The 17,696-nt window shown below is 62.9% G+C and carries 17 protein-coding genes; 5 read left to right on the forward strand and 12 right to left on the reverse strand.

Going from position 1 to position 17,696, the window contains the following annotated elements:
- Positions 1-142: 142 nt before the first annotated feature.
- The 5 genes from oppF to NCS03_RS17940 are packed head-to-tail and all read right to left on the reverse strand — an operon-like array spanning position 143 to position 5,585.
- Positions 143-1,126, reverse strand: a complete 984-nt coding sequence (gene oppF, locus NCS03_RS17920) for a murein tripeptide/oligopeptide ABC transporter ATP binding protein OppF (protein ID WP_250529507.1) — start codon at positions 1,124-1,126, stop codon at positions 143-145.
- A complete protein-coding gene (locus NCS03_RS17925) occupies positions 1,119-2,105 on the reverse strand; it encodes an ABC transporter ATP-binding protein (RefSeq protein ID WP_175979411.1) in 987 nt (328 codons plus the stop codon). The genes oppF and NCS03_RS17925 overlap by 8 nt, the downstream gene beginning before the upstream one ends.
- 3 nt (positions 2,106-2,108) lie before the next feature.
- Positions 2,109-2,999 (reverse strand): ABC transporter permease subunit, encoded by an 891-nt coding sequence (locus NCS03_RS17930; RefSeq protein ID WP_372492481.1) that lies wholly within the window; start codon positions 2,997-2,999, stop codon positions 2,109-2,111.
- Between the two features lie 11 nt (positions 3,000-3,010).
- A complete protein-coding gene (gene oppB / locus NCS03_RS17935; RefSeq protein ID WP_008353177.1) occupies positions 3,011-3,931 on the reverse strand; it encodes an oligopeptide ABC transporter permease OppB in 921 nt (306 codons plus the stop codon).
- 16 nt (positions 3,932-3,947) lie between these two features.
- The gene (locus NCS03_RS17940; protein WP_008353176.1) at positions 3,948-5,585 is read right to left on the reverse strand and encodes a peptide ABC transporter substrate-binding protein; all 1,638 of its coding nucleotides are present in this window, start codon (positions 5,583-5,585) and stop codon (positions 3,948-3,950) included.
- Between the two features lie 439 nt (positions 5,586-6,024).
- Here NCS03_RS17940 and NCS03_RS17945 point away from each other — a divergent pair, with 439 nt between their 5' ends.
- The 4 genes from NCS03_RS17945 (at position 6,025) to NCS03_RS17960 (ending at position 11,353) form a co-directional block, all read left to right on the forward strand.
- The gene (locus NCS03_RS17945) at positions 6,025-6,954 is read left to right on the forward strand and encodes a LysR substrate-binding domain-containing protein (RefSeq protein WP_250529508.1); all 930 of its coding nucleotides are present in this window, start codon (positions 6,025-6,027) and stop codon (positions 6,952-6,954) included.
- 92 nt (positions 6,955-7,046) lie between these two features.
- Positions 7,047-7,808 (forward strand): SDR family NAD(P)-dependent oxidoreductase, encoded by a 762-nt coding sequence (locus NCS03_RS17950; protein WP_008353174.1) that lies wholly within the window; start codon positions 7,047-7,049, stop codon positions 7,806-7,808.
- 134 nt (positions 7,809-7,942) lie between these two features.
- A complete protein-coding gene (gene ggt, locus NCS03_RS17955) occupies positions 7,943-9,610 on the forward strand; it encodes a gamma-glutamyltransferase (protein ID WP_502801530.1) in 1,668 nt (555 codons plus the stop codon).
- Between the two features lie 336 nt (positions 9,611-9,946).
- Positions 9,947-11,353, forward strand: coding sequence for an NCS2 family permease (locus tag NCS03_RS17960; protein WP_250529510.1), 1,407 nt, complete (start codon positions 9,947-9,949; stop codon positions 11,351-11,353).
- 72 nt (positions 11,354-11,425) lie between these two features.
- On the opposite strand, the gene NCS03_RS17965 is transcribed toward NCS03_RS17960, so the two are convergent.
- From NCS03_RS17965 to NCS03_RS17995, 7 genes are all read right to left on the reverse strand, one after another.
- Positions 11,426-11,863 (reverse strand): SRPBCC family protein, encoded by a 438-nt coding sequence (locus tag NCS03_RS17965; protein WP_250529511.1) that lies wholly within the window; start codon positions 11,861-11,863, stop codon positions 11,426-11,428.
- Complete coding sequence (locus tag NCS03_RS17970; RefSeq protein ID WP_250456814.1) at positions 11,856-12,179, reverse strand: ArsR/SmtB family transcription factor; 324 nt, start codon at positions 12,177-12,179, stop codon at positions 11,856-11,858. The genes NCS03_RS17965 and NCS03_RS17970 overlap by 8 nt, the downstream gene beginning before the upstream one ends.
- A gap of 119 nt (positions 12,180-12,298) precedes the next feature.
- Positions 12,299-12,448 carry a hypothetical protein gene (locus tag NCS03_RS17975; RefSeq protein WP_157695790.1) on the reverse strand — a complete coding sequence of 50 codons (150 nt, stop codon included), beginning with the start codon at positions 12,446-12,448 and terminating at the stop codon, positions 12,299-12,301.
- 109 nt (positions 12,449-12,557) lie between these two features.
- Complete coding sequence (locus tag NCS03_RS17980; RefSeq protein ID WP_250529512.1) at positions 12,558-13,025, reverse strand: RbsD/FucU family protein; 468 nt, start codon at positions 13,023-13,025, stop codon at positions 12,558-12,560.
- A gap of 69 nt (positions 13,026-13,094) precedes the next feature.
- Positions 13,095-14,219 carry a succinylglutamate desuccinylase/aspartoacylase family protein gene (locus NCS03_RS17985; RefSeq protein WP_008353162.1) on the reverse strand — a complete coding sequence of 375 codons (1,125 nt, stop codon included), beginning with the start codon at positions 14,217-14,219 and terminating at the stop codon, positions 13,095-13,097.
- Between the two features lie 86 nt (positions 14,220-14,305).
- Positions 14,306-15,094, reverse strand: coding sequence for an ABC transporter substrate-binding protein (locus tag NCS03_RS17990; RefSeq protein ID WP_008353160.1), 789 nt, complete (start codon positions 15,092-15,094; stop codon positions 14,306-14,308).
- A 105-nt stretch (positions 15,095-15,199) separates the two neighbouring features.
- Complete coding sequence (locus NCS03_RS17995; RefSeq protein ID WP_250529513.1) at positions 15,200-16,294, reverse strand: calcium:cation antiporter; 1,095 nt, start codon at positions 16,292-16,294, stop codon at positions 15,200-15,202.
- 254 nt (positions 16,295-16,548) lie between these two features.
- Here NCS03_RS17995 and NCS03_RS18000 point away from each other — a divergent pair, with 254 nt between their 5' ends.
- Entirely contained in the window at positions 16,549-17,523 is a 975-nt protein-coding gene (locus NCS03_RS18000) for a GGDEF domain-containing protein (protein WP_175979417.1), read from the forward strand.
- The last annotated feature ends 173 nt before the right edge of the window (positions 17,524-17,696 follow it).

A 17,696-nucleotide genomic window follows, 5' to 3' on the forward strand; every position in this document is an offset into this window, starting at 1 on the left:
AACTACATGAAATGAACAACTAGAAAGGATTCCGAATTACCTGATGAAGTGAACCGTGCCCGTCGATCGCGAAGGATCGGCACGAACGGTCCGTTCAGGGACGCGCTAGTAAAAGAGAAAGTGTCCCTTTACGCCGGGGCCATCACGCATACAGACAGGCGGCCGACGAACTCTCACCAAGCGCGCGCAACACCGGTACTTCGCGTGCGCAACGCGCGTCGGCCATCGGACAGCGCGTATGAAACACGCAGCCCGAAGGCGGATCGATCGGGCTCGGAATGTCGCCCGACAGAATCTGCACGGTCTTTGCGCGCTCGACGGCCGGATCGGGTACCGGTACCGCCGACAGCAACGCCCGCGTATACGGATGGCGCGGCGTGTCATAGAGCGCGTGCTTCTCCGCGAGCTCCATCACGCGGCCGAGATACATCACCATCACGCGATCGGAGATGTGCCGCACCACGGCCAGATCGTGCGCGATGAAGATGAGCGCGAGCTTCATCTCTTTTTGCAGCGACTTCAGCAGATTGACGATCTGCGCCTGAATCGACACATCGAGCGCGGACACCGGTTCATCGCAGATGACGAGCTTCGGCTCGACGATCAGCGCCCGCGCAATGCCAATGCGCTGACACTGCCCGCCCGAAAACTCGTGCGGATAGCGGTTGATCATCTGCTCGCGCAGACCGACCTTGGCCATCATCGCGCGCACGCGTTCTTCGACTTCGCGCGTGTTCATGCCCGGTCGATGCTCGACGAGCGGCTCCGCGATGATCTGCCCGATCGTCATGCGCGGATCGAGCGATGCGAGCGGGTCCTGAAAGATCATCTGCACGTCGCCGCGCACGCGATGCCATTCACGCGTCGAAGCGCCCGACAAGCGCGCGCCCATCCACACGATGTCGCCGCTCGTCGCGGGAATGAGATTGAGGATCGCGCGCGACAACGTGGACTTGCCGCAACCCGATTCGCCGACGACGCCGAGCGTCTCGCCCGCCTCGAGATCGAAGCTCACGCCGTCGACGGCCTTTAGCGTGCGGCGCGCCGCCCACGGCAGACGGTTCTTCGGCTTCACCTGAAAATGCACGCGCATGTCGCGCACGGAGAGAATCGTCGCGTCAGACATGGCTCGCTTCCTTCTTGATCAGATGAACCGGACGATGACAGGCCCGCAGCCAGCCCGGTCCGATCGCCTTCAGCGCGGGCGCATCGACGGCGCATTCATCGCTTGCATCGGCGCATCGTTCGTGGAACGGACAGCCCGCCGGCGGATGGGCCATGTTCGGCGGATTACCGGGGATGCCGGTCAGCTCGCCGCCGTCGTGATCGAGACGCGGCAACGCGCGCAACAGGCCGACCGTGTACGGATGCGAAGGCTGCGCGAACAACGTGTTCGCATCGCACTGTTCCATCACACGCCCGCCGTACATCACCATGACTTTTTCGCACAAGCCGGCGACGACGCCGAGATCGTGCGTGATCAATACGATCGACGTGCCGAAGTCATGCTGGAGATTGCGCAACAATTGCAGAATCTGCGCTTGCACGGTGACGTCGAGCGCGGTGGTCGGCTCGTCGGCGAACAGCACTTCGGGCTCGCACAGCAACGCCATTGCGATCATCACCCGCTGACGCATGCCGCCCGACAACTCGTGCGGATACTGCCCGATGCGATGCGCGGCCTCGGGAATGCGCACGGCTTCGAGCATCGAGATTGCGCGCTTCTTCGCTTCGCGGCGCGTGACGTTCTTGTGCAGTTCGAGCACTTCGGTCATCTGCCGCTCGATCGTGAGATACGGATTGAGCGAGCTCATCGGATCCTGGAAGATCATCGACAGGCGATTGCCGCGGATGCGGTTCATCGCGCGATTCGTCATGCCGATGAGATTCTCGCCGCGATACATCGCGCGTCCGCTCGCGCGCCCATTCGATGCGAGCAGGCCGAGCATCGCGAGCACGCTCTGGCTCTTGCCCGAGCCCGACTCGCCGACAATGCCGAGCGTCTCGCCCTCTTCCAGCGTGAAATTCACGCCGTTGACGGCGCGCACGGCGGCGTCGTGCGTCCTGAATTCGACTTGCAGATCGTTGACTTCGAGTAGCGGCATGGCTCACCTGTCCTTCGGATCGAGCGCGTCGCGCAGCCCGTCGCCGACAAAGTTGATGCAGTAAAGCGTGATCGAGAGCAGCGCCGCCGGGAACAGCAGAATCCACGGCGACGACTCCATCACGCCGACGCCGTCTTGAATCAGCACGCCCCAGCTCGTCATCGGTTCCTGCACGCCGAGGCCGAGGAACGACAGCACGGATTCCGTGAGGATGACGGCAGGCACGGTGACAGTCGTATAGATCGCGACGATGCCGAGCAGATTCGGCACCACATGCCGCGCGATGATGCGCCGCGTCGGCACGCCGATCGCGCGCGCCGCTTCGACATATTCCTTGGAGCGGATCGACAGCGTCTGGCCGCGCACGACGCGCGCCATGTCCATCCACGAAAAGATCGTGATGGTGATGACGACGAGATAGAACTCGCGGCCGAGCAGCGTCACCATCAGGATAGCGATGAGCAGATACGGAATCGCGTACATCATGTCGACGATACGCATCATCGCGTTATCGACGCGTCCGCCGACGAAGCCCGCGACCGCGCCCCACAGGATGCCGAGCGTCACCGACGTGAGCGTGGCGAGTGCGCCGATCATCAGGGACACGCGCCCGCCGATCAGGCAGCGCACGAGCAGATCGCGGCCAGTGTCGTCGGTGCCGAACAGATGCCAGTTGGCGAGCGTCGGCGCGACGCTCGTCGCGTTCCAGTCGGTCGAATCGAATTCGTTCGGCAACAACCACGGTCCGACGATGCACGCGAGCGTGATCAGCACGAGCAGCACGAGACTCACGACCGCCGCCTTGTTGCGCAGGAAACGCGCGCGCGCGTCCTGCCACGGGCTGCGGCCGGCGACCGCCCTTTCGAGCATCGGTGCAAGAGAAGCAGATTTCATCGCGCGCCCTTTCAGTAACGAATCTTCGGATCGAGCCACGCATACGCGAGATCGACCAGCAGGTTGAGCAGCACGGCCACCACCGTGACGAGCACGACGAGTCCGAGCACGAGCGTGTAATCGCGATTGGCCGCGCCGTTCACGATCAGCTTGCCGATGCCCGGCAGCGAGAACACCGATTCCGTGACGACCGCCGCCGTGATCGACGAGATCGCGAGCGGGCCGATCACCGAGACGACAGGAATGAGCGTCGGCTTCAGCGCATGGCGCAGCACGATGGTGCGCATCGGCAAGCCTTTCGCGCGCGCGGTGCGGATGTAGTTCGTGTTCAGCACTTCGATCAGACTCGCGCGCGTCACGCGGCCGACCGTGGCGACGTTGATCATCACGAGCAGCGCGACGGGCAGCGCCATATAGCGCAACTGGAAGTCGTTCCAGCCGCCCGCGGGCAGCCACTTGAGCAGGATCGCGAAGACGAGGATCAACACCGGCCCGAGCACGAACGACGGGAACGCATTGCCCGCGTTGCTGGCGAGCATCAGCACATAGTCCGCGATGCTATTGCGGCGCAGTGCCGCGGCGATGCCGAGCGCGACGCCGATCACGATGGCAAGCAGCATCGACACGCCGCCGATCGTCAGCGACACCGGCAGCGCACGAAGCACGAGATCGTTCACGCTCCAGTCGGCATAACGGAACGACGCACCGAGATCGCCGTGCAGAAGGTCTCGAAGATAGAACACATACTGCTTCCACAGCGGCTCGTCGAGGTGATACTTCGCCTGCAGATTCGCGAGCACTTCCGCCGGAATCTTGCGCTCACCATCGAACGGACCGCCCGGCGTTGCGTGCAGGAGCAGATAGCAGATCGTCACGACGATCAGCAGCGTCGGCAGCGTGAGCAACACGCGCCGCAAGGTATAGGACCACATGAAAGGCTCCTTGCCGTCAGTGCTTGACGATGTAGAGATCCTTGCTGCCGTAATGATCCATCGGATTCTTCAGCGAGTATCCGCCGACGTAGCTCTTCACGAGGCGCGGCAGGCCGTATTGCAGGAGCGGCAGCATCGGATAGTCGTCCATTACGATCTTCGCGGCCTGCGTCTGCAACTGCGTGCGCTTGGCTTGATCCGTGGTTTCGCCGGCTTCCTTGATGAGCGCGTCGGCCTTCGGGTTGCAGCTGAAATTGTCGTTCTGTTCCGACTTGCATTGCACGAGCGTGAGGAAGGTCGTCGCGTCGTTGTAATCGGCGACCCAGCCGTTGCGTGCGATCTGATAGTCGCCTTCATGGCGCTTCTTCAACAGCACCTTGAACTCCATCGATTCGATGTCCATCGTGAGGCCGAGCTTCGACTTCCATTCCGATGCGACGAAGATCGCCATCTTCTTGTTGTAATCGCTCGTGTTCATCGCGAATCGCAGCTTCGTTCCGGGCTTCACGCCCGCCTGTTCGAGCAGCTTCTTGGCTTCCTCGACCCGCTTGGCCATCGGCCACGTCGCCCATTCGTAATTCGACACGTCGGCGCCGCTCACGCCCTTCGGCAGCAGGCCGTAAAGCGGCGTCTGACCATCGGCGGTCACGCGTTGCGCGAGCAGGTCGCGGTCGATGACCATCGAGAGCGCCTTGCGCACGCGCACGTCCTTCAGCAGCGGATCGCGATTGTTGAAGCTGTAGTAGCGCGTGCCGAGAATCAGCGAGTTGCGGATGTCCTTCGGGAACTGCTGGCTGTACTTCGCATAGGTGCCGGTCGGAAGCTGATACGTCATGTCGTTCTCGCCGGACTGGAACAGCTTGACGTCGGTGTTCTCGTCTTCGACCGGCAGATACGTGACTTGCGTCAGTTGAACGTTCGCCTTGTCCCAGTAGTTCGCGTTCTTCGTCAGCACGAGCTTGCTGTTGACCTGCCAGTCCTTCAACTGGAACGCGCCGTTGCTGACGATGTTGCCCGGCTTCGTCCATTCCTTGCCGAATTTCTCGATCGTCGCGCGATGCACCGGCCCGAGGTTCGGATTCGACATCAGTTCCGGCAGGAACGGCACGGGTCCGGCGGTCTTGATTTCGACGGTGCTCGCGTCGATGGCGCGCACCCCGAGCGCGCTCGCCGGCTTCTTGCCCGCGGCGATATCCGCGCCGTTCAGCAGGAACGGGCCGTACACGCTCGCATACGACGACGCCGTTTTCGGGTCGAGGAAGCGCTGGCAGCCGTACACGAAATCGTTTGCGGTGACGGCGTCGCCATTGGACCAGCGGGCGTTCTTGCGCAGATGGAAAATCCAGGTCGTCGCGTCCTTCTGTTCCCATTTTTCCGCGACACCGGGCACGACCGTGCCGTCCGAATTCGTCGCGGTCAGGCTCTCGAACAGGTCGCGCGAGACGTTGGCCGCCACCACGGTTTCGACCAGCGCCGGATCGAGCGTCTCGACCTCCGAGCCGTTGTTGCGCACGAGTTCCTGCTTCGCGGCGAGCGCAACACCCGGCGGCACGATGGCGGCCGACGCGTTCAGCGCGGAGAACGCGAGCAGCGCCGCGGCGGCGGCGAGTTTCGTGCGTTGGATCGATGCGTGGGGAACGGCAAAAAACGTCATGGGGAATCCTCTTTCCTGTCTCGTTTATCGATTGTTGCCTTTCGCCGGGCTTTCGAAATTTGGCAGTCCTTCGTGTAGCGGATCGTTTATCGCCGTTGGGATAAACAAAGCAGCTTCAAGCCCGGAGAATCTAACGTATTGCTTTCTATCTTCTGTCGGCGCGCCAATGCCGATAACTCGTTGAAAACCGCGCGTCTGGCGGATATTTCTTACGTAGACGCTTTCATTCGTGCTTCAGGCTGGCGGCGAGTATTTCGTATCAATAAGACGGATGCCACTCACATGTGCTTATAGTCACTAAATTTTTCGAATAGTCGTTCAATTTGTTGGTTTAACGCACTTTCGGGCTTTGGTTAGCTGAACAGGGTTAAGGCAGCAAGTGTTTGTTTCCTATAAGATTGCGTCGCCGTATAACCGCCGCTTCAGAGCCGTCCGAAAGATGATCCGTTTCCGCCAGATCGAGGCATTTCGCAGCCTCATCATGACCGGCACCAGTGTCGGCGCAGCAAAAAAACTCCATGTGACGCAGCCCGCAATCAGCCGCCTGATCGCCGATCTCGAAGCCGATCTGGGCTTCAGCCTGTTCTCGCGCATCGGCGGCCGTCTCAATCCGACGACCGCCGGCCTGCGCTTCTACAAGTCCGTCGAGGAGAACTTCCTCGGCCTGGAGCGCTTGAAGCAGGTCGCCGCAATGATTCGCGAGGAAGCTTCAGACAGCCTCACGGTCGCATGCATGCCCGTGCTCGCGACCACGCTTTTGCCGCCCGTACTCGCCGATTTCACCGAACGTCATCCCGGCGTGCCGATCAAGGTCGATTCGGTGAAAGTGCCGGAAGTGCTGGTGAACCTGCAGAACCACAAGGCCGATGTCGCGTTGAGCCTGGCGTTTCCGGCGGTCGCGGGCATCGAGGTGGAGACGCTGCTCAAGGCGCGCGCGTCGTGCGCGATGCCCACGACGCACAAGCTCGCGAAGAAGAAGATCGTGCGCCCTTCCGACTTGCGCGGCGAAAAGCTCATCGGCTGGCTGCCGAACGCGCGCCAGCCGTACGAGGCGGAGCAATCGCTGATTTCATCGACGGAAGACCGGCCGCGTTACACCGTTTTCACCGACACGGCGCACACGCGTTACGCGATGGTGGCGGGCGGGCTCGGCATTTCGATCGTCGAGCCGTTCGCGGCCAAGGTCTGGCGCGCGCACGGCGTGGTCGTGCGGCCGTTCGAGACCGACATCGAGTATGAATACGTGCTGTCGTATCCGAGCAGCGGCATCCGCTCCGATCTCGTCGCATCGTTCCGAAGTTCGGTGAAGCGCGTGGTCGAGCACTATTCGTTCGAGGCCGCCGAAGAAGCGCCTATCGCGGAGGACTGACGCGCCGCGCGCCACTCGGCCGCCGATCGGTTTTCCGTTTCATACTCTCGTCTGTTGCGCCCGCTTCAAACCCTCATCCATACGGAGCACACATGCACGATCTGAAAGGCAAGTCGATTCTCATCACCGGCGCGAGCACCGGCATAGGCGCGGCGGCGGCGCGGGCGTTCGCGCAATACGGCGCGAATGTCGCGGTGCACTACAACAGCTCGAAAGACAAGGCCGAGGAAGTCGCGAAGGACGTGCGCGCGCTCGGCGTCACGGCGATCACCGTCGGCGCGGATGTGCGCGATTCAAAAGCCATCGATGCCGCCGTCGCGCAAGTCGCCGATACCTTCGGCAAGATCGACGTGCTCATCAATAACGCGGGCAGTCTCGTGAAACGCGAGCCGATCGCGTCCGCGAGCGACGAGCTCTTCGACGAGATCATGCACATCAACGCGCGCTCGGTCGTCGCGTTCACGCGCGCGGCGCTGCCGTCGCTGCGCTCGGGCGGCGGCGGCTCGATCATCAACGTGACATCGGTGGCGGCGCGCAACGGCGGCGGGCCGGGCGCGCTCCTCTACGCGGCGTCGAAGGGCTTCGTCAGCACCATCACCAAGGGCATGGCGAAGGAACTGATGCCGGATCGCATCCGCGTGAATGCGGTCGCGCCCGGCGTGATCCAGACGCCGTTTCAGGAGCGCTTCACATCGCCGGAACAACTCGAATCCTTCCGCAAGGCAATTCCGATGGGCTTCATCGGCGAGCCGGACGATTGTAGCGGCGCGTTCCTCTATCTTGCGTCGGAAGCGATGTCGCGCTATGTGACGGGCCAGATCATCGACGTGAACGGCGGCCAGTTGATGCCCTGAGCGTCGCGCGGCTCGTGGTATATAAAGCGCTGGTCTTTCGTCGCATGCAATAAAGGAGAACGCAGGAGATGCTTTTGAAAAAGGAACTTCGCATCCGCTCGGTCGCACTCGGCGCCATCGTCGCGTCGGCGCTCATGACGGCGGGATTCGTCGAGACGGCGCCGGCTTACGCAAAAACCACCGACAATCAGCCGGCGGTGCTGACCGCGTCGGCTGTCGCGGTCGCCGACAAATACGCCGCCGACACCGCGGAACAAATCTTCAAGCTCGGCGGCAATGCGGTCGATGCGGCCGTCGCGATCGCCTTCACGCTCGCCGTTACGTATCCGGAAGCGGGCAATATCGGCGGCGGTGGCTTCATGACGCTCTACGTCGATCATCGTCCGTACTTCCTCGACTATCGCGAGCGCGCGCCGCTTTCGGCCACGCGCAACATGTATCTCGACGACAAGGGCGAGGTCATCAAGGGCATGAGCCTCATCGGGCATCGCGCGGTGGGCGTGCCGGGCACGGTCCAGGGCATGTGGGAAGCGCAGAAGCGCTTCGGCAAGTTGAAGTGGAAACAGGTGCTCGCGCCGGCCATCAAGTACGCGCAGGACGGCTTCGAAGTCGACGATCAGCTCGTCTCGCGACGCGACAACGCATCGAAGGAGTTCGCCGGCAAGACCAACTTCGATCTGTACTTCGGCAGCATGAAGGCCGGTCAGGTGTTCAAGCAGCCGGATCTCGCCAAGACCTTGCAGCGCATCTCCGATAAAGGCGCGAAAGGCTTCTACGAAGGCGAAACCGCCGAGCTGATCGCCAAGTCGATGGAAGGCCACGGCCTCATCACGACGCGCGACCTGAAGGACTACAAGGCGGTGTGGCGTCAGCCGATCACGGCAAGCTGGAACGGCTATCGCGTGATCACCGCGCCGCCGCCGAGCTCCGGCGGCGTCGGCCTCGTGCAGTTGCTCAAGATGAAGGCCGACCTCAAGGACAAGTTCCAGGACGTGCCGCTCGATTCCGCGCAGTACATCCATCTCGTGGCCGAAATCGAGAAGCGCGTGTTCGCGGACCGCGCGCAATATCTCGGCGATCCGGACTTCTACAAGGTGCCGGTCGCGCAGCTCACCAACGACGACTACATCCTGAAGCGTGCGCAGGAAGTCAATCCCGACAAACCTTCGGACACGAAGAGCGTGCAGCCGGGACTCGGCACGTCGATGCCCGAGAAGGCGGAAACGACGCACTTTTCGGTCGTCGACAAATGGGGCAACGCGGTGTCGAACACGTACACGATCAACGGGTATTTCGGCTCGGGCGTGATCGCGGAAGGCACGGGCGTCGTGCTCAACGACGAAATGGACGACTTCGCGTCGAAGCCGGGCGTGCCGAACATGTTCGGCGTCGTCGGCAGCGATGCGAACGCCATCGCGCCGAAAAAGCGTCCGCTTTCGTCGATGACGCCGACCATCCTCACGAAGGACGACAAGGTCGCGATGGTGATCGGCACGCCGGGCGGCTCGCGCATTTTCACGTCGATTTTCCAGGTCATCACGAACGTGTACGACTTCGACATGCCGCTGGCGGAAGCCGTCGGCGCGACGCGATTCCATCATCAGTTGCTGCCGCCGGACACGATCTATCAGGAGCCGTTCCATCAGCTCGACGCGAGCGTCGTCAAGCAGCTCGAAGACAAGGGCTACAAGTTCACGATGCAGAACTTCAATGGCGACATTCAGGCGATCCGCATCGACGGCGACAAGCCCGAACCGATGTCCGATCCGCGCGGACGCGGCGTGTCGCGCGTCATCCAGTAACGCGCCTTACAACGTCGAACGAGTAAAATAGCGGCCCGGTCCGGACTAGGCGTTTCCCCTAGTCCGGCCTTTTTTCGCTCATGCGGGAGCCCCGTCCCGCGCGGGATTCGCGGCATATAAGCCGCTCGGCATGAGCGGCATGTTTTTCATGGGATTGGACCCCGCGTTCTGTTCCCCTAGTCTCTGTCCTGACCGAGTGCAGCCATCAGAGCGCGTCACCCGGCATTCATCCAGAACTACATACGAGACGACCCTGACGATGGACCCGCGGTGCCGGCGAGCTGACAAGCGCGGCGCACGGCGTTCCGTTTCAGCGTGCTGATAAAGGAGCAGCTCATGTTGGAATCCTCCGCCCAGCAGCTTGGCGACATCGACATCACCCCCACAGAACGAGAGGAAAGCGTTCAGACCGCCAGCGGCGGATTTCTCGATCGCTATTTCGGCATTTCCAAAACCGGCAGCACGGAAAAACGCGAGATCGTCGCGGGCGTTACGACGTTCCTCGCGATGGTCTACTCCGTGTTCGTCGTGCCGGGCATGCTCGGCAAGGCCGGCTTCGACACGAGCGCGGTGTTCGTCGCGGTGTGCCTCACGACCGCGTTCGGCTCGCTGCTGATGGGCGTGTGGGCGCGTCTGCCGATCGCGATCGGCTGCGCAATCTCGCTGACTGCGTTCACGGCCTTCGGTCTCGTGCTCGGCAAGGGATTGACGCCGAACATCGCGCTCGGCGCCGTGTTCCTGATGGGCGTCGTGTTCACCGCGATCTCCGTCACCGGCGTGCGTTCGTGGATCCTGCGCAATCTGCCGACGGGCGTCGCGCACGGCACGGGCATCGGCATCGGCTTGTTCCTGCTGCTGATCGCATCGAACGATGTCGGGCTCATCATCAAGAATCCCGCGCCCGGCATGCCGGTGTCGCTCGGGCATATCACGGCGTTTCCGGTGCTGATGTCGGTGGCGGGCCTCGCCGCGATCTTCGGTCTGGAGCGCCGGCGCGTGCCGGGCGGCATCCTGCTGGTGGTGATCGGCCTGTCGGCGATCGGCCTGATCTTCGATCCGTCCGTGCGCTTTCATGGCGTGTTCGCGCTGCCGGCGTTGTCGGCGCCGGGCCATGCATCGCTGATCGGTGCGATGGACATCAAGGGAGCACTCTCGATGGCCGTACTGCCGAGCGTGCTCGCGCTCGTGATGACCGCCGTGTTCGACGCGACCGGCACGATCCGCGCGGTCGCGGGCCAAGCGGGCCAGATCGACAAGAACGGACGCATCGTCAACGGCGGCCGCGCGCTGACCGCCGATTCGCTCAGCTCGATCTTCTCCGCCTGCTTCGGCGGCGCGCCGGCTGCGGCGTATATCGAATCGTCGGTGGGCGTGGCGGCGGGCGCGAAGACGGGTCTCGCGGCAAGCGTCGTCGGCGTGCTGTTCCTGGTGGTGATGTTCCTGTCGCCGATCGCCGCGCTCGTGCCTTCCTACGCGACGGCGCCTGCGCTGATGTACGTCGGCCTGCTGATGCTCGGCAACGTGAGCAAGCTGCATTTCGAGGACACGGTCGACACGATGTCGGGCCTCGTTTGCGCGGTGTATATCGTGCTGTCGGCGAATATCGTGACGGGCATCATGCTCGGCTTTTGCACGCTCGTGATCGGCCGCATCGTCGCGGGCGAATGGCGCAAGCTGAATGTCGGCACGGTGGCGATCGCGGTCGTGCTCGCGGTTTTCTATCTCGGCGGCTGGGCGATCTGATCGACGGCTCGATCGCGTGAAGCGAAACGGCGCGCTACCCGAGAGGACAGCGCGCCGTTTTTCATGGCCGTGTTACTTCGTGACGAGCGCGACGGAACCCGTCTCCAACAACGACTTCAAATTCGACAGAATCTTCGGCCATCCGCCCGACACGGCCTCGATGAACGGTTTGCTCTCGCTGACGTGCGTGACCGTGAGCTTGACCGCATCGCCGAGCGCCTCGATGTTGTAGGTGCAGCGCGACCAGCCCGCGTCCTTCAGATCGTCGCGAAATTCGTTGCGCCATTTCAGCACGAGGCGTTTGCCCGGCTCGGCTTCGAGCACTTCTCCGGCATCCGCGACGCGTCCATCGGAAAACAGCATCTTCCACGCGGAGCCTGCTGACCAGTCGGATTCCTGATGCATCCCGAACCAGTACTGCCGAACGAACTCAGGCGTCGTCAGCGCTTCCCACAGCTTTCCCGGCGTCGTGCGGATGTAGGTCACATACACAAACGTGTCGCTACTCATGATCGTCTCCTTCAAGCGTGCGTTTCAGGTCGGACAAAGCGTCCAGCCGCGGACGCTCGAACTTGCTGATCCAGCGTTGCGCGATCTCGTGGATCGGCACCGGATTAAGGAAATGACGCTTCTCGCGGCCATGACGCTGCGTCGACACGAGATTCGCGTCTTCGAGTATCGCGAGATGCTTCGACACGGCCTGCCGCGTCATGACGAGGCCGTCGCATAAATCGCCGAGCGTCTGGCCGTTCGCCTCGCGAAGCCGGTCGAGCAGTTGCCTGCGGCTCGCGTCGGCGAGCGCGCGAAAAACCGAATCGTCATCCATGAACGGATTATGCAACCATTTGGTTGCATGTCAAGCGCAAAAACGACAACGCCCCGGAAGCTCTTCACTTCCGGGGCGTTGCGGATGATGCTCTTGACCGGGATGCTGTCGCGCGCGGCTTACTTGCGGCGATACGATTCGACGAGAATCTCGCAGTTCTGAAGATGCAGTTGCAGCGCACGGTTCCACTCACGACGCACCGCAGCCTTTGCCGCGCGCAGCCAGGAACCGAACGAAACGACCAGGGATTGTTGTGCGGTGGTTTTCATGTGGGTCTCTCAGGGTAAGTAGCTAGGGAATAACCCTAACTATACGCTTTTCTCGCTGCACCGCAACACGTTTTCAAAAAAGCAACAGGGTATTCCCTAAGTCGATCGGTCAATTTTTCTCCGGCGCGTCGGGCGCCAACTGCACGCCCTTTTTGAAGATGAAGCAGCCGTAACCCCGAGATTCGCCGGTGGCGATCACGCAATACGCGTTCTTCGCGCGCTCGTAGAAGGCAAAACGCTCGATCGACGCCAGCGGCACGGCGCGCCCCTCGGCGTCATCGACTTCACGCTGCGCTTCGCGTTGCACGGCGGGCAGCGCGGCCGCGTCGCCGACGACCTCCATGCGCTGAGCAGGATGATCGACGAACGTATCGAGCGGCAGCACCGACAGCACCGCCCGCACCGCGCGCGGCGAACTCACGCCGTCGAGCCGCAGCACGCGCCCGAGCACCGTCTGTCGCGCGACGGAATCGGCGGGAAAGTTGGCGTCGCAGATCACGACTTCGTCGCCGTGACCCATCGCGCAGAGCGCGTGCAGGATGTCCGCGTTGAGCAGCGGATCGATGTTCTCGAGCATGTTTCTTGTTCTCCATGACGTAAGGCCGGCCGAATCTATGGTACCCGCCGCCGCGCAACCGAGGCGCAGCTAAGGCACGAGCAGGTCGCCCTGCCGCGCCGCGTCCGCGCCCGCGATGCGCGCGACCAGCATTCCCGCCGTCGCGAAGCGCGTCCAGTGCCGCGCGTAGAGCAGCCCTTCCGTCTGCGCCACGAGCGGCACGAGGCGATCGTCGAGCGGATCGAGCACGTCGGCGATGACGTCGCCCGCGCGAATCCGCTCGCCGATTTCCCGCCGATGCAGAATCACGCCCGACATCGGCGCGTGGATGTACTCGCATCCCGCAAGCGGGGTCGCGGGATTGCGCAGCGGCGGCGGCTTCGGCGCATCGCCTGCGATCATGCCGATGTGCGTCAGATAATCGACGATCGCCTGTGCATCGCGCGCCGCCATCTCGTGCGACACGTCCCGCACGCCGCGCAGTTCGAGCGTGACGGATTGCGCGCCCATCGGAATCGGAAAGCGCTCGCCGAGCGCACCGCGCAGATAGCGCCACGCCGCCGTGCACGCCTCGTCGAACGGCTCGCCGCCCGACACGTCCGCAAGCAATTGCGCCTCGCTGCCGAGATAGCGCGCGAGCGGTTCGATCGCGGGCCACGCGCCGGGCGTCGTGTAGAGATGCGCGACGGCTTCCCAGTCGCAATGCAGGTCGATGACGAGATCCGCGTCGCACGCGAGTTTCATCAGCTCGATGCGTTGCGATTCGAGCTCGGTCGCCGCTTCGAGCGCCGCCAGATGCTCGCGCAGCGCCGCGCGGATGAGCCGAGCGTTCCGCGTCGCGTCGCCCGTCAGACGGTTCTTGAGTTCGAGCGCCAATTCCGCGCCGAACTCGGGAAAGCGCCGGTTGAAGTCCTGCCCCGAGCGCATCTCGAAGCGGCCCATTTGCGTGCCGAACCAATGCTGGTTCAATCCCGCCGGATTCGCGACCGGCACGACTACGACACGCGCGTTCAGTTTCCCCGCTGCTTCCAGTTCGGCGAAGCGCCGCTTGAGATACCACGCGACGACCATGCCCGGCAATTCGTCGGCATGCAGCGAAGCCTGGATATAGACCTTCGGCGCCGCGTCGCCGTCTTGCGGACCGAATCGATAGCTCGTGATCGCGCGCCCTGTGCCGAGCGACGCGCCGACGAGCGGATGATGATGAACCTGCATCTTCGATGTATCTCTCGTCGAAAGCGAAAAGAAAAGGCATCGCGAACGATGCCTTTCCGGTCGAAAACGAATGCGGCGGACGGCGCTTACTGGATCGAGATATCCGTCTCGAAATACTTCGCCATGATGCGCTTGAACGTGCCGTTCTTCTTGATCTCGGCGAACGCGTTGTTCAGGCCGTTCTTCAGATCGGCGTCGCCCTTGCGCAGACCGATGGCCGTGCCCGGACCGATGATCGCCTTGTCCTCGACGATCGGGCCGACGAGCGCGAACGGCTTGCCCTGCGGCTTCTTCAGAAAGCCGATGGCGGCTTGCGCGGCGTCGGTGAAGATCGCGTCGATGCGGCCCGCGACGAGATCGGCCTCGACCTGTTCCTGATCGCCGTAAGCCACGACGGTCACGCCTTGCGGCTCCCATTTCACTTTCGCGTAACGCTCCTGCACCGTGCCTTGCTCGACGCCGACGCGCTTGCCCTTCAATGCCTGCGGCGTCGGCAGGATGCCCGAGCCGGCGCGCGCGACGAGTTGCGCGTGCGTGTCATAGAGCGGATCGGTGAAATCGATCTGCTTCAGGCGCTCTTCGGTGATGCCCATGTCGGACAACACGGCGTCGAATTTGCGGGCCTTGAGGCCGGGAATCATGCCGTCGAAATTGTTTTCGACCCACACGCACTTGACCTTCATCTGCGCGCAGAGCGCATTGCCGAGATCGATATCGAAGCCGGCGAGCTTGCCGTCGGCCTGCTTGGATTCGAACGGCGGATAGGACGGATCGACGGCGAAACGGATTTGCGTGATTTCCTTCGCTTGCGCCGAGAACGACACGGCGGCGAGTGCTGCAAGCATCGCGAACGATGCGGACTTCTTCAATGACATGCTTTTCCTTCAGGACTTTCGATGAGACCGCGAAACGTCGCGCGCGGACGCGCGCGAAAAACCGTGAATGGTAACAAAATCGCACGATTGATCGGACGACGCGCGTCAAGGCACGACCGAAAGAAACAGGAAAGCCGCAAAGATCACGAGATGCACGACGCCTTGGAGCACGGTCGAGCGGCCCGTGCCGAGCGTAATGACGGACACGAGCAGCGTGAGCGCGAGCATGACGATTTCCTTGGGCGCGAGCCCGAGCGAAATCGGCTGGCCCATGAAGATCGACACGACGGCCACTGTGGGAATGGTCAATCCGATGCTCGCGAGCGCCGAACCGAGCGCGAGATTCAAGCTCGTCTGGAGGCGGTTCAGGCGCGCCGCGCGCAAGGCGGCGAGTCCTTCCGGCAGCAGCACGAGCGCGGCGATCACCACGCCGACCACAGCCTCGGGCGCGCCCGCCGCCGCGACGCCCGCTTCCACCGCCGGCGACAGCAGCTTCGCCAGCCCGACCACCGAAACCAGCGAAAGCATCAGAAAGATGAGCGCGACCCACGCCTCCCGGTTGCTCGGCGGCGGCGCGTGCGGCGCCTCGTCCTCGTCCTGCACGCCCGCGGCGACCGGCGGCGTGAACGGCAGGAAATAATCGCGATGGCGGATCGTCTGCACGAACACGAACGTCACGTACAGCACGAGCGAAATCACGCCGACGAAGATCAGTTGCGACGTCGAAAGCGCGGGACCGGCGACCGTGCTCGTGAAATTCGGCAAGACCAGTGTAAGCACGGAAAGCGCGCACAGGATCGCGAGCGCGGCGCTCGCGCCTTGCAGCTGAAAATCCTGCACGTGATGCCGCAAGCCGCCGATCAGCAGACACAGCCCGACGATCCCGCAACTGCAGATCATGATCGCGGCGAACACCGTGTCGCGCGGCAGACCGGCTTTTTCCGGGCCCCCGGAAAGCATCACGGAGACGATCAGCGCGACTTCGATCACCGTGACGGCGACCGCGAGCACCAGCGTGCCGAACGGCTCGCCGACGCGATGCGCGACCACTTCCGCGTGATGCACCGCCGCGAACACGGCGAACGCCAGCGCGATGGCCGCGAGCACGATCAGCGCGCCGCTGTGTATGAAAGCGGCCGCGGCCAGCACGACGAGCGCGAGAATCGGGGAAACGAGGGTCCAGTCCAGCTTGAATTTCATCGGCGCTCCGGGCGGATCGGTTGAATGGGATCGTCGGCTCTTGCGATGTAGCCACGAGGTTGCAGCAAAAACGCGCCGAATGCATCGGACCTGCGCGAGCGCCGCGCGTGCGAAGGGATTGCCGTGACAAAGGGCCGCAGACCATCGGCATCATAGCGAAAACGCAACCGCGCGCCTTCGGCACGAACGGGTGTATTTATTGCGCAATTGTCAGAGAATAACGGCTCCAGTGGTTACGTTAAGCACGGAGACACATGCTCGTCGCACCGATACCCGAGAACGAATCCGCCCGCCTTGCCACCCTGCGCACGCTCGGCATCCTCGATACGCCCGCCGAAGAACGCTTCGACCGGTTGACGCGTCTCGCGCGCCGCGTCTTCGACGTACCCATCGCGCTCGTCTCGCTCATCGACGAAAACCGTCAGTGGTTCAAGTCGTGCGCGGGTCTCGGCGTGCAGGAAACCTCGCGCGACATTTCTTTCTGCGGACACGCGATCCTGCAAGACGACGTCTTCATGATTCCCGACGCCCGCGCAGACGTCCGCTTTCACGACAACCCGCTCGTCTCGGGCCATCCGGGCATCCGTTTCTACGCCGGTCAGCCGCTCATGGTGCCCAACGGCAGCAAGCTCGGCACACTCTGTCTCATTGACACGCGCCCGCGCGAGCTGGACGGCGACGAACGCGGCCTGTTGCGCGATCTCGCGCATATCGCGGAACAGGAGATCGCGGCGATCGAGCTCGCGACCGTCGACGAGCTGACGCTCATCGCGAACCGGCGCGGCTTCGAAGCGCTCGCGCAGCATGCGCTGAACGTCTGCAAGCGCCTTGAGCGCGACGCGTCGCTGCTCTTCTTCGATCTCGACGATTTCAAGCAGATCAACGACACCTTCGGTCATGCGGAAGGGGATCGCGCGCTCGTGACCTTCGCCGCCGCGCTGCGCGAATCGCTGCGGGAGAGCGATGTCATCGGCCGTCTGGGCGGCGACGAATTCGTCGCCCTTCTGACCGACGCCCGCGAAGACGAAACGCGCCGCGCGCTCGATCGCCTGCGCGAATTGCTCGCGGCGAGCAATGCGGCATCGGCGCCGGGTTATCGGATTCGCTTCAGCGTCGGGCAGACACAGTTCGACGCCGCTCGGCATTCGTCGGTGATCGATCTGCTCGCGGCAAGCGACAGCAAGATGTACGCGCAGAAAGCCGCGCGCAAAAGCGCTCCGGCGCGCTAGCGCCAACGAGCATTGCGATCTGTGCATTGATCCGAAAGAGATTGCGCTTATTCAAATAAAAGGCGTCGCAGGCAGCGATTGTCCAGCGCGACGCCAAACGAAATACTTATTCAACGCGCCGAAAATACGGCGGGAATAAGTTCGACGTCAAAAAACGTAATAATTGCGTCAGC

Source organism: Caballeronia sp. ATUFL_F1_KS4A (genome assembly GCF_023630905.1).
Lineage (GTDB): Bacteria > Pseudomonadota > Gammaproteobacteria > Burkholderiales > Burkholderiaceae > Caballeronia > Caballeronia zhejiangensis.

Bases quoted from the DNA above. Each gene is read 5' to 3' on its own strand.
- oppB (WP_008353177.1), bottom strand. From the start codon at position 3,931: ATGTGGTCCTATACCTTGCGGCGCGTGTTGCTCACGCTGCCGACGCTG.
- NCS03_RS17990 (WP_008353160.1), bottom strand. From the start codon at position 15,094: ATGTCATTGAAGAAGTCCGCATCGTTCGCGATGCTTGCAGCACTCGCC.
- NCS03_RS18000 (WP_175979417.1), top strand. From the start codon at position 16,549: ATGCTCGTCGCACCGATACCCGAGAACGAATCCGCCCGCCTTGCCACC.
- NCS03_RS17945 (WP_250529508.1), top strand. From the start codon at position 6,025: ATGATCCGTTTCCGCCAGATCGAGGCATTTCGCAGCCTCATCATGACC.
- NCS03_RS17940 (WP_008353176.1), bottom strand. From the start codon at position 5,585: ATGACGTTTTTTGCCGTTCCCCACGCATCGATCCAACGCACGAAACTC.
- NCS03_RS17970 (WP_250456814.1), bottom strand. From the start codon at position 12,179: ATGGATGACGATTCGGTTTTTCGCGCGCTCGCCGACGCGAGCCGCAGG.
- NCS03_RS17925 (WP_175979411.1), bottom strand. From the start codon at position 2,105: ATGCCGCTACTCGAAGTCAACGATCTGCAAGTCGAATTCAGGACGCAC.
- NCS03_RS17965 (WP_250529511.1), bottom strand. From the start codon at position 11,863: ATGAGTAGCGACACGTTTGTGTATGTGACCTACATCCGCACGACGCCG.
- NCS03_RS17985 (WP_008353162.1), bottom strand. From the start codon at position 14,219: ATGCAGGTTCATCATCATCCGCTCGTCGGCGCGTCGCTCGGCACAGGG.
- NCS03_RS17960 (WP_250529510.1), top strand. From the start codon at position 9,947: ATGTTGGAATCCTCCGCCCAGCAGCTTGGCGACATCGACATCACCCCC.
- NCS03_RS17950 (WP_008353174.1), top strand. From the start codon at position 7,047: ATGCACGATCTGAAAGGCAAGTCGATTCTCATCACCGGCGCGAGCACC.
- NCS03_RS17930 (WP_372492481.1), bottom strand. From the start codon at position 2,999: ATGAAATCTGCTTCTCTTGCACCGATGCTCGAAAGGGCGGTCGCCGGC.
- NCS03_RS17995 (WP_250529513.1), bottom strand. From the start codon at position 16,294: ATGAAATTCAAGCTGGACTGGACCCTCGTTTCCCCGATTCTCGCGCTC.
- NCS03_RS17980 (WP_250529512.1), bottom strand. From the start codon at position 13,025: ATGCTCGAGAACATCGATCCGCTGCTCAACGCGGACATCCTGCACGCG.
- oppF (WP_250529507.1), bottom strand. From the start codon at position 1,126: ATGTCTGACGCGACGATTCTCTCCGTGCGCGACATGCGCGTGCATTTT.
- ggt (WP_502801530.1), top strand. From the start codon at position 7,943: ATGACGGCGGGATTCGTCGAGACGGCGCCGGCTTACGCAAAAACCACC.
- NCS03_RS17975 (WP_157695790.1), bottom strand. From the start codon at position 12,448: ATGAAAACCACCGCACAACAATCCCTGGTCGTTTCGTTCGGTTCCTGG.